The sequence below is a fragment of the Desulfosporosinus sp. HMP52 genome (assembly GCF_000765145.1).
In the GTDB taxonomy this organism is placed as follows: Bacteria; Bacillota; Desulfitobacteriia; order Desulfitobacteriales; family Desulfitobacteriaceae; genus Desulfosporosinus.
This window is the reverse complement of sequence record NZ_JMGA01000064.1, coordinates 1-11,424: the sequence shown is the minus strand read 5'-3', so window position 1 is coordinate 11,424 and position 11,424 is coordinate 1. Positions and strand designations below refer to the sequence as shown.

Below are 11,424 nucleotides of genomic sequence, written 5' to 3'. Positions count from 1 at the left end.
GAAGCTAAGAATCACTTGATCTTTTTTGGGCTGGCATGTTTCTTTCGTTTAACATCCTTTGGGCCCTCGGGTTTACTTTGGGGTTGAACCCGATTGGACTTAATTACAACACTTTTTTTAGCATTCCCTGGTGACCCTTTATGAGAAGAAGATTTTCCCGGTACCTCTTTAGCAGATGGATCCTTTTTCTTCATACCAGACCGTCTAGTAGGCTTTTTACCTTTTTTACTACCCGCCTCATTTTGAGCATCTTTAACATAATTTCTGGGACGAATTAAACATTTTGGCCCAAAGCCAATTAGATCTTCCCGATGAGCTAAGCGTAGAGCCTCTTCAACCAAGCCTCGATTTTTAGGATTCCGATATTGAATCAATGCCCTCTGCATTGCTTTTTCATGCATACTTCTAGGAATATAAACTGGAGTCATTGTCTTAGGGTCTAAGCCTGTATAGTACATACAAGTTGAGAGTGTTCCCGGGGTTGGAATAAAATCCTGGACTTGCTCCGGATTTACACCCATATCCCGAACATATTCAGCTAATTCAACAGCTTCCTTAATTGTGCTCCCAGGATGTGAAGACATTAAATATGGAACTAAATATTGTTGCTTCCCTAGCTTCTCATTGGCCTTACGAAACTCCTGAACAAACTCTTCGTAAACACCCTTACCCGGTTTGCCCATGAATCTAAGAACCTCGTCACTGACATGTTCTGGAGCAACTTTTAATTGACCACTGACATGATGCTCACAAAGTTCACGAATAAACTTTGATTTACGGTCCGCTAACACTGCATCATAGCGGATACCTGAGCGGACAAAAACTTTTTTTACTCTAGGCAAGCTGCGCAGGCGGCGTAAAAGATCAATATACTCCTCATGGTCAACCTCTAATTTTGAGCACGGTTCAGGAAAAAGACACTGTCTATGGGAACAGGCTCCCTTGGATAGTTGTTTCTTACAAGCTGGTCGTCGAAAATTAGCTGTCGGACCACCTACATCATGAATATAACCTTTAAAGCGAGAATTCCAAGTCATTTTCTCTGCTTCCCGAATAATCGATTCAGCGCTTCTGCTTTGAACGATTCTTCCTTGATGGAACGTCAAGGCACAAAAAGAGCAAGATCCAAAACATCCTCTTACACTAGTCAAGCTGAACTCTACTTCTTCAATTGCCGGTACTCCCCCCGCCTCTGTATAAGATGGGTGATAAGTTCCTGTATAGGGCAAGGAATAAATTGCATCCATTTCTGCCTGATTCAAAGGTATGGAGGGTTTATTCTGCAAGACAGTTTTTCGACCATGGGATTGTACCATTGGCTTTCCTGTAAAAGGATCTTGCTGATTGTATTGTATCCAAAAAGCTGATGCGTATTTTTTCTTGTCCTTTGAGACTTCTTCAAAGCTTGGCAGAACCAAAGTATCTTCTTGAAATTTACGGCTCTCTGAAAGTAGTACCATAGTCCCCTTGACATCGGTTATCTTTTCAATTTGTTCCCCTGTATCCAGCCGTTGAGCAACTTCCACAATGGGCTTCTCACCCATCCCAAAAACCAGCAAGTCAGCCTGACTATCCAGCAGAATGGATCTTCTAACCTCATTACTCCAATAGTCATAATGGGCGAAGCGCCGGAGAGAAGCCTCAATACCCCCAATAATTATAGGGACACCTGGCAGAGCCTCTCTTACACGATTAGAATAAACAATCGTCGCTCTATCGGGCCGAAGACCGGACGCTCCTCCTGGAGAATAAGCATCCTTGTGTCGTTTCTTTTTAGCAGCAGTATAATGATTAACCATTGAATCCAGGTTCCCGCCAGAAATCAAGCAGGCCAAACGAGGCTTACCCATTACTTTAAATGTTTCAAGATCTTTCCAATCAGGTTGAGCTATAATTCCAACCCGAAACCCTTTTTTCTCTAAAACACGAGCAATGATAGCTATACCAAAACTAGGGTGATCTACATAGGCATCTCCGGTAATTAAGAGAAAGTCAAGTTCATCCCAGCCTAAAGCCTCCATATCTGCTTTACATATTGGCAAAAAGTTTAGTGTGCGCATTGTTTCACCTTTCTATCGTTAACCTGCTCAGCTAACGCTGAACAACAAGTCTTTAGTAAATATACTACCCTATTCAGGTCTTGTCCAGCGAACTGCTGCGGAGGCATATGACTATACCCTCTTAAAGCTTAGGAAGAAATCACCCCCACTTGTTAAAAGTGGGGGTCTTGGCCTGTTTAGGGGACAATAGTTTTAGCTTCTATAGTATTACGAATTATGTTTACCTCAACCCGACGATTTTTAGCCCGTCCTTCGGGTGTTTTATTTGTGTCAATGGGCTGGTACTCACCATATCCGATAGAACGAAACCTAGCCTGGTTAATGTTATTAGATCGCAACAGATACTTCATGAAATTTAAGGATCGTCTAGAGCTTAAATCCCAGTTCGAATCGAATTCAGCGTTTTTTATTGGAATATCATCAGTATGCCCCGCAACCTCTACTTTGTAGTCAGGATACATATTTAACATGTTTGAAATAACTGAAGCCAGCTTTTGTGCCTCTGGTTTTACTATTGCCTTTCCTGAATCAAATAAGGCATGGTCTTGGATTGTGATTTTTAACATATCACTGGTAAGCTTGGTTTGAAGCTGCATAGTCAATCCATTTTCTGCAATAAATGTATCGAGATTTTTCTTAATGGCTTCCATGTCATTTGTCTCTTTATTGATCATATCTTTTAAGGCTTGATTTTGACCAGTACCCTTCTGCTGCAAGCTTGCGACATCATTCGGAGACATATCATCCAAATTAATGGAATCAGACGCTTCAAAAATGTTCACTCCGCCATTAAAAGCGCTATTTAAGCCCGCCATAATCTGGGCGTACTTTTTTTCGTCGACCTGACTAGATGCAAATAAGATAATAAACAAAGCCAACAATAAGGTTAATAAGTCCGCATAAGGAATCAACCATGTCTCATCAATATGTTCTTCATGATGCTCTTTCTTATGCTTTTTCACCTTTTTCTCCCTCCATTACTTGACGCTCACTTGGGGTGAGGAAGACCGCTAATCTTTGGTTAATGGATAATACTGGTTCACCGGCCTGAATCGCTAAAAGGCCCTCTGCCATCATCATCTTGATTTGGGTTTCTTTTTTGGATTTTTGCTTTAATTTATTGGCCATAGGATGCCACAAAACATAACCGGAAAAAATCCCCAGCAAAGTTGCAACGAATGCTGCAGAAATTAAATGACCTAATTTTTCTACTTCGTTAAGATTACCTAAGGCTGCAATCAAACCAACAACTGCCCCTAGAACCCCTAGAGTCGGTGCGTAGGTTCCTGCTTGGGTAAAGATAAGTGCCCCTTGTCTATGACGATCCTCCATGGCCGAGATATTCTCCATAAGCACTTCTCGAATAAATTCCGGGTCGTTGCCATCGATAACCATGCGCATTCCATTTCTCAAAAACTCGTCTTCAATCTCCTCAGCCTTACTTTCTAGTGATAACAATCCCTCTCGTCTGCTGACAGTTGCCCATTCCCCAATTTGATTGATTAAGTCACTTCTTGAGATTAATACTTGGGAAGTAAACAAAATCTTAAATAATTTGGGAACTGCTTTTAATTCATCTAGTGGAAAGCCGATAAATATAGTTGCTGCGGTTCCTACAAAAATAATTAAAATCGCTGCCGGGTTTACTAAAGATGAAAGGCTGGCGCCTTTCAAAACCATTCCTACGCCTACGGCAATGACTGCGAGTACCAAACCAATATACGTTGATTTTTCCATGCTAAATTTGTCCTTTCTTTTATCGAATAGTAGATTATTATTCAATATCGGTTCGACAAATTCCTTTAAAATTCTTAGAAAGAAATAAAAAAAAACCCATTAAATTATGAATTCAAAATATAAAGCTAAAAGGTTGAACTATTTTAAAGACAATAAAATGCTTGGCGATTTTGCCAAGCATTTTATTATGGAACCTCTTAATTAGATTCCTGAAAGGGCTTATATAGTACACAAAACAGGCCTATACCTTTTATCGAAAATTTATAAACTGTAATTCTAATCCAAAATCCTCTTTACGAAGAAGAGCTATTGCTGCCTGTAAATCATCTTTATTCTTGCCGGACACTCGAATATCTTCACCTTGAATAGAAGCATTAACTTTAATTTTACTATCCTTTAATGCTTTGAGGATTAGCTTCGATTTTTCTTGGGCAATTCCTTGGACTAACTTAACCTCTTGCTTAACTGTATCACCGGCAGCAGGTTGAATCTTTCCGTATTCCAAGGCTCTTAAAGAAACCCCACGTTTAACAAGTTTACTTTCAAGGATATCTACGACATTAGTCAATTTAAAATCATCATCAGATACTAAGACGATTTTATCACTCTCCAGGGAAATCGTTGATTTGCTGTTTTTGAAATCAAAACGCTGCGCTAGCTCTTTTTGAGCCTGGTTCACTGCGTTTGTGACTTCTGGAATATCCACCTTAGAAACAATATCAAATGAAGAATCTTTAGCCAAAATAAACTCTCCTTTAAAGATTATTAGAGTTGATTTAAAGTATCTTTAGTTAGAACATAATTATGAAGAACCTGTCCTGGTTTACCTAAACTGGGCAAAGCTTTACCGTTCAGTGTAACGGTAACCCCTCCTGCGTTGCCAATTGAAACCAGCTCAATTTTATCAGTTCCTTTAACCTCTTTACTGGTTCCCGCTGCAAAGGTGCCTTGAAAAGGTGCCTGACCATCTATTTTAATCTCAATCCAACAAGCCTGGGTGAAAACCAGTTGCGCAGTTAAGCCATCCTGTGCTGAGGCTACTACGCTCGGAGGTGAGCTTGGAGTTGGTGACTCTGGTGTAGTTTGGGAGGGTACAGTTGGTTCTTGGTCAGGTGCACTAATTAATGGTGTCGAACTATAAGTCGGGTCTGGGGTTCCCTCTGGATGGTACAGACTTTTAATGCCTATAGTTAAAGCTATTGCCACTAGTGCCATACCCCCTATGATCAACGGCCTCACCCACGAGGGTCGTGATTTAACAATTCTGTCTGGTGATTCAATGACAGGTGCAACTTCAGGCTTTATCAAATCACTATAAAGTTCAATTACCTCATCTGGATTTAAACCCAGTTGTTTAGCATAGGTCCTCAAATATCCCTTTACATAAGTAGCTCCGGGGAGTATTCCGTATTCCTCTTCTTCAAGTGCTTGAATGTAGCGAACACGGATCTTTGTGATTTCCTCAGTTTCTAATAAGCTCCATTCCTTTTCTTCTCGAGCGAGCCGGAGCATTTGTCCAACTCCTGCCATTGCCAAAACCCCCTTTCTATGCCTTTCAACTCATGTCGAATGCTGTGAAACTCATAGAGATATCCTCCAAACAAATCACATCTTCTTGATGATGGCGGATTTCAATGATAAAATCCAGGTCAATTTTCAATCGTCCATCCCGCAAAAATATATCAGGATGTTCGATTATCTTTAATGTAGGCTCTTGTAAGGTCTTCTCTAATAAGGCCCAATGTGCATCAGTACCACGGGTTGTACTGGTGATACCATCAATCAGAAAAATACTGTTCACTGATTCCTCAAGTAATAACTCTGTTCTTAAGGCTTGCCGAATGATCGTCGAGGACAATAGTATCCAGCGTTTATTGGCATAGACACAAGCTGCAATTGCCGCTTCTGTTTTACCTACACGAGGCATGCCTCGTATTCCAATAACCTGATTTCCGCCTTCCTTTATAGTATCTCCTAAAAAGTCTACCAGCACACCTAATTCTTCACGAACAAAACGGTAAGTCGGTGGGTTTACCTCGACCATGTCTAAACGTTTACCGTGACGCAGTGCAATCCGATCCAACAATGTAGGGTGTCGAAAGGCTGTTACTTTAATTGCCTCTACTTCATTTAATGCATTAAGTAATGCTTGTACTTTACCCTCTGAACGAGTTTCTAAAAGAAGGCCTCGGCTTTTGGGTTCTATTCCGGTAACAGTTATAATATTTAGCCCGAGCATGCCTATCAGTGTTGTCACTGCGCCGAGCAAGCCTGGTTTGTTTTGCTGAATGTCATATTCAAGATACAGTAAATTTTCCGCCTTGTTGGGCCACCTTCTCATCAAGATAGCACTCCAACTCCCTTATTGCCCTCTCAGGCTTTTCATAATTTATATAATAGAGATATTTAGAATTTGGTTCATTAGGATAAGCATATAGCTTATCATAGTAATCTACAAGTAATAACTCAGTAAATTTATCCAGACAATTTATGTCTAACAAAGCCTTCAGTTCGTTAACCTTGATATGCCCTAAGGTCTTGATTAGTCTTTCTAAGGCTATTCTAATCTCTTGGATCGCATTAGGCACTGAGGTATACTCCAATATAAGACGCTGAACCCGATTTTCCAAGTTATCGTATTGAAGAATTTGGATACCCTCTTGCATCTCGTTATAGAAGCTTGCTGGTAAAGACACTCTTCCAATACGCTTGCTCTCGCACTCTACAATAATATAAGAAAAATCTCTTAATGATGCAAGTTCTTCATACAATAATCCTTCAAATTTTTTTTGGGAAGGAGGTTCCCCTAAACCCATTGCCCCAAAAACCGAACCTCGATTATTGGCAAGTTTCTCTAAATCAATAGCTGGATATCCATCTGCTCGAAGACGTTTCAATAATTCCGTCTTCCCTACCCCCGTATTTCCACGAAGAACGACAACCTGAAAGGGCAGTTTCTTTTGAAAGTAATCTACAACTTGGTTGCGATAGGCTTTGTACCCGCCTTGCAGACGATATATGGGGATACCCATTAAATCTACGACAGTCGCTATAGACTTACTCCGCATACCGCCTCTCCAGCAAAAAAGAACCAATGGGCCTTTTTTCGCAAGTTCACCAACTTGATTTATTAAACTTGGCAATTTGGGACTAACAATATTTAAACCCAGTTCTCTAGCCAAACTCGGTGAAGTCTGAGTATATGTTGTTCCTATTTCAGCACGTTCTTCGTTATTAAAAAGAGGAATATTAAAAGCCCCTGGGATTGTTGCCTCAGCATATTCTCCCTCTGAACGCACATCGATCAGAATCGGTTTATCTAGGTTTCGTAGTTCTTCGACATTGATCTCCTTAATCATCTTTACTTCCTTCCAGTTCGATATACTTACTTAATATCATAAATCCTTAGGAAGTATTATGCAACTATGGAGCAATTTCATCACTCCATTGACCATGTTTTAACTCAAACTGCCCCCTTGTCATCAACACTTCCCGAGGTTTAGAGCCTTCATAGCCACCTACAACCCCTTTGCTTTCCAAAAAATCCATTAAACGGGCTGCTCGTGTATATCCAATGCGTAATCGTCGTTGTAAAAGAGAAACAGAAGCCGCTCCACTTTCAATGAAAAGCTGGGCTGCTTGATAAAATAGTTCATCCTCCATCTCTTCCTTCTTAACATCTCCGATATCCAGGTTTGGTATTTCTTGATATTCGGGCTTCGCCTGGTTTTGTAAGAATGAAACTACATTTTCTACCTCTTTATCACCCAAATAACATCCCTGCACTCGAAGGGGCTTACTATTACCCATAGGATAGTAAAGCATGTCGCCACGCCCTAATAGTTTTTCTGCCCCATTCATATCCAAAATAGTTCTTGAATCCGTCTGGGAGGATACTGCAAAGGCGATTCTCGAAGGTATGTTTGCTTTAATCAAACCAGTTATGACATCAACCGACGGTCTCTGGGTAGCAACGATTAAGTGAATTCCTGCAGCACGAGCCATTTGGGCTAAGCGACAAATCGCATCCTCCACATCACCAGGTGCAACCATCATTAAATCTGCCAATTCGTCTATGATCACTACAACATAAGGTAAGGGGGGATGTTCGTCATTTTTATCCTGAGAACGCAGAAAATTATATCGGACAATATCTCTGACGCCCGCAGCCGCAAATAACTCATAGCGAGTTTCCATTTCCGTAACAATCCACTTTAAAGCCCCTGCAGCCTTCCTGGGATCTGTCACAACCGGTGCTATTAAATGAGGAATTCCATTATAATTGGCCAATTCCACCATTTTAGGATCCACTAACAAAAACTTTACTTCATCCGGACGAGCATTGAAGAGGATACTATGGATTAAAGTGTTGATACATACCGATTTTCCTGAACCTGTTGCCCCGGCAATGAGAAGATGAGGCATTTTAGTCAAGTCAGCTATCACTGGGGTTCCTGTGATGTCTTTACCTAAACATAAGGCCAGCTTACTCGTAGTTTCTTGATATTCAGGTGTTTCTAGAACTTCTCGGAAATGAACCATAGAAATTTCCTTATTCGGCACCTCGATACCGACCACAGATTTTCCCGGAATTGGAGCCTCGATCCTTACATCCGCAGAGGCCAGGCTTAGTGCTATATCATCAGCTAAGTTAGTTATTTTACTCACTTTAACGCCTGGTGCAGGTTGGGCCTCATAACGTGTAATCGCCGGCCCTTGCGTGACCTGAGTGACTTTAACTTTTACACCAAAACTTCCTAAGGTTTCTTCCAGAATCTTAACGTTATCTGCTAAGTCCTTATTTAGTCTGGGATTTTTAATTTTGAGAGATTTATTTAGCAGCATAACTTGAGGAAGCTGAAAATTTCCGTCTTCTCGAGTCTGACGAGAAACAGGCGTGCTTGTCACTTTTCCTGGAGGCATAATCGTATTTTCAAGCGCTGGATTCGCCATTTTCTCAAATCCAATCTGCCCTTTAGGAGGTGTCTTGGTTTCCTCAGAAGATTCATTATGGTCTTCTAGGGTTTTGATCACCAGTGGCCGTTCCACGACATCAGGATCAAGAACTCGAGTTGTTTTTAGAGTTGTACTTTTTTTAGTTGGGTTTTTGACAGCTTTTAAATCCGGTTGAGCCGAGTATTCTTTTCCCTCAACTGCATCCATATTGGAATTTTTAAGGACATCAATAAAATCACCCATTTGATTTTTCATCCATTGTCCAGACTCTCTTCCAGCCAGTCCGACTTCTTGTACACCTTGAACCAGGGAACGATTAGTAATGAGTAAAGCTCCCATTATCGAAGTCATGATTAGGACGACATAACTTCCTGGAATTCCTATGGTTGTTTTTAAGATTGTCGCAATACCTGCTCCAAAAAGCCCACCACCATGCCCCAGCATACCTGCGTCTATCATTTCAGCTGGAGAAAAGCCCTCGATATCTGGCAACTGAAGGTGCAGGATTCCAACTAAAACCAGCCATAAAAGAATTACTCCTAAGGCCTTATATCCTAAACGCGGAGTTTGTTTATTCATAAACGCAAGACCCCACGCTCCAACCAATAGGGGAATCGTAACCCGACCATTGCCAGCTAACACGGTAAGAATATGTTTAATTTGTAGTCCGATTACGCCACTTTTATCCGAGAAAATTGTGACCAATCCCAAACAGGCCATTCCCACAACAAAAACTCCAATTACTTCGTTGCGTATAGTTTCTTTTAAAGAGTTTACTTTCAGATTAATCTTTTTATTTACCGTACGGCGTTTCTTAGCCCTCGCCAATGAACCAGTCCCCCAAACATCAATAATTTAACAACTTAGAATACGACTTTGTAGATTACAGATAAGTTTGTCCTAACTCTATTTAATTCCACACGGGAGAGAATATTCCTGTTTCTTTCATGAAATAGAATTATAAATCTCTAAAACCAAACCCTTAATTCCAACGATTAATTCAAAAAAATTCCTAAACCAAGTGCCGGACGTAATGACCCAGGTATCCCTATCCTCTTAGATGGCGGGAAGGCACCCTCTAACGTAGGCATAGCCTTTCAGCACTTATGACTATGAAACATCATACCAGTTATTTTGAAATAAAATAGAAAAAGCAGCTTTCGCTGCTTTATTCTGGGTTATTGTTTATTTCTTCAGATCTCGAAGGGATTAAGCTATTTAGTTCTCTAAAAGCTTCTTTCACTCCACCAACTGCTTGGATCAATCCGGCGTCAACCGCTTCTTGTCCAATTAGGATTGTCCCAATATCTTGAGCTAAATCTCCTGTAGTGAACATGAACTTTTCTAGTTTATCAGGAGTTATCTTGGAATGAGAATAAATAAATTGATTAATACGTTCTTGCATTTTCCGAAGGTACTCAAACTGTTGGTGACCATTAATAACTAATCCCGTATACCTAATGGGGTGAACAGTCATTGTTCCTGTTGGAGCAATGAAGCTTTTTGTACAACTTACAGCAATAGGAATCCCAATACTATGACCACCGCCCAGAACCAATGATACAGATGGTTTACTTAAGCTATTGAGCATTTCTGCAATCGCTAATCCAGCTTCCACATCTCCACCGGCAGTATTTAGAATCACAAGTATCCCTTCAGTATTGGGGTTTTGCTCAACAGCCAACAGTTGCGGAATAATATGTTCATACTTTGTCGTCTTGGATTGGGCAGGCAGAATTTGATGCCCTTCAATTTGTCCAATAATTGGCAAACAATATATCCGTTCAGATACACTAGGGATTTGAATCTGTCCTAATTCCTTCAGGTTTGATAAGGATTCATTTTTATCTTCTTCAGGTAAAGCCGTTTCATTAGATAGCACCCATGAAACCCCCTTCTCTAAGTTAAGAACCTTTCAAGTATCTTATACCTACTATAACTACATGAAATTGCTACTATGCGGTTCTCTTTTATTATGGAGGTTTTTCATTAAATAATACATCTTCATCGGCGCAAATAATATTCGCCCTAAAAGTGAACATATCTGTTCACGTGGGCTTCAATAAGTTCCGATAAACATCTAGGCCCTCAATTGTGGCAAGGGGACGTTTTGTTTGCCATCACCCCAAACGGATGGAACCCCGACCCCCAGATTTTTTCCTAATTACGTTTCGTATCAGTATTAAAAGCACAGAAGGACTACCTCGTTAGATAGTCTTTCTTCCGCTTGTTACCTGGCGATACGAAAAGTGGACGAGCTTTTCGCCATAACGCAGACTCCTGCAGTGTGGATCGAACGGGTGGAACCTCGTGCCCAAGACACCTCAATTTTACAGTATGATTAGACACAGAAAGAACTACCTCGTTAGAGATAGTTCTTTCGCTTGTTACCTGGCAATAACCTACTTTCCCAGGGGCTATGCCCCAAGTATCATTGGCCCTGGAACGAAAGGCGGACGAGCCTTTCGCCACATTGCGACTCGTGACGCATACTCCCTGCAATGTGGATTCTTAACTTCCGTGTTCGGTATACGAAAAGCGGATGAGCTTTTCGCCACACTGCGTCCCATAACGCATTCTCCTGCAGTGTGGATCGAACGGGTGGAACCTCGTGCCCAAGACACCTCAATTTTACAGTATGATTAGACACAGAAAGAACTACCTCGTTAGA

Annotated in this window: 10 protein-coding genes; 1 reads left to right on the top strand and 9 read right to left on the bottom strand. The window is 40.9% G+C overall.

Going from position 1 to position 11,424, the window contains the following annotated elements:
- Positions 1-11: 11 nt before the first annotated feature.
- The 9 genes from DP73_RS20225 to DP73_RS20185 all read right to left on the bottom strand — a co-directional run bounded on the left by DP73_RS20225 (position 12) and on the right by DP73_RS20185 (position 10,635).
- Positions 12-2,060, bottom strand: a complete 2,049-nt coding sequence (locus tag DP73_RS20225; RefSeq protein ID WP_034602106.1) for a YgiQ family radical SAM protein — start codon at positions 2,058-2,060, stop codon at positions 12-14.
- A 176-nt stretch (positions 2,061-2,236) separates the two neighbouring features.
- Positions 2,237-3,022, bottom strand: a complete 786-nt coding sequence (locus DP73_RS20220) for a flagellar motor protein MotB (protein ID WP_034602105.1) — start codon at positions 3,020-3,022, stop codon at positions 2,237-2,239.
- On the bottom strand, positions 3,009-3,797 hold the full coding sequence (gene motA, locus DP73_RS20215; RefSeq protein ID WP_034602104.1) for a flagellar motor stator protein MotA: 789 nt from the start codon (positions 3,795-3,797) through the stop codon (positions 3,009-3,011). The genes DP73_RS20220 and motA overlap by 14 nt, the downstream gene beginning before the upstream one ends.
- Before the next feature lie 250 nt (positions 3,798-4,047).
- The gene (locus DP73_RS20210) at positions 4,048-4,539 is read right to left on the bottom strand and encodes a YajQ family cyclic di-GMP-binding protein (RefSeq protein ID WP_034602103.1); all 492 of its coding nucleotides are present in this window, start codon (positions 4,537-4,539) and stop codon (positions 4,048-4,050) included.
- A 23-nt stretch (positions 4,540-4,562) separates the two neighbouring features.
- Positions 4,563-5,327 carry a helix-turn-helix domain-containing protein gene (locus DP73_RS20205; RefSeq protein ID WP_034602101.1) on the bottom strand — a complete coding sequence of 255 codons (765 nt, stop codon included), beginning with the start codon at positions 5,325-5,327 and terminating at the stop codon, positions 4,563-4,565.
- Between the two features lie 25 nt (positions 5,328-5,352).
- Positions 5,353-6,138 carry a DUF3388 domain-containing protein gene (locus DP73_RS20200; protein ID WP_034602100.1) on the bottom strand — a complete coding sequence of 262 codons (786 nt, stop codon included), beginning with the start codon at positions 6,136-6,138 and terminating at the stop codon, positions 5,353-5,355.
- A complete protein-coding gene (mnmH, locus tag DP73_RS20195; RefSeq protein ID WP_034602098.1) occupies positions 6,095-7,156 on the bottom strand; it encodes a tRNA 2-selenouridine(34) synthase MnmH in 1,062 nt (353 codons plus the stop codon). Before mnmH ends, DP73_RS20200 begins: the two co-directional genes overlap by 44 nt.
- Before the next feature lie 64 nt (positions 7,157-7,220).
- Positions 7,221-9,581 carry a DNA translocase FtsK gene (locus tag DP73_RS20190; RefSeq protein ID WP_034602096.1) on the bottom strand — a complete coding sequence of 787 codons (2,361 nt, stop codon included), beginning with the start codon at positions 9,579-9,581 and terminating at the stop codon, positions 7,221-7,223.
- Positions 9,582-9,921: 340 nt separating this feature from the next.
- Entirely contained in the window at positions 9,922-10,635 is a 714-nt protein-coding gene (locus DP73_RS20185; RefSeq protein WP_034602094.1) for an ATP-dependent Clp protease proteolytic subunit, read from the bottom strand.
- A gap of 428 nt (positions 10,636-11,063) precedes the next feature.
- On the opposite strand from DP73_RS20185, the gene DP73_RS23220 reads away from it, so the two are divergent.
- A complete protein-coding gene (locus DP73_RS23220; RefSeq protein WP_128751450.1) occupies positions 11,064-11,399 on the top strand; it encodes a hypothetical protein in 336 nt (111 codons plus the stop codon).
- Positions 11,400-11,424 lie beyond the last annotated feature (25 nt).

Coding starts and splice junctions, on each gene's coding strand:
- DP73_RS20225 (WP_034602106.1), bottom strand. CDS start 2,060: ATGCGCACACTAAACTTTTTGCCAATATGTAAAGCAGATATGGAGGCT.
- motA (WP_034602104.1), bottom strand. CDS start 3,797: ATGGAAAAATCAACGTATATTGGTTTGGTACTCGCAGTCATTGCCGTA.
- DP73_RS20205 (WP_034602101.1), bottom strand. CDS start 5,327: ATGGCAGGAGTTGGACAAATGCTCCGGCTCGCTCGAGAAGAAAAGGAA.
- DP73_RS20200 (WP_034602100.1), bottom strand. CDS start 6,138: ATGAGAAGGTGGCCCAACAAGGCGGAAAATTTACTGTATCTTGAATAT.
- mnmH (WP_034602098.1), bottom strand. CDS start 7,156: ATGATTAAGGAGATCAATGTCGAAGAACTACGAAACCTAGATAAACCG.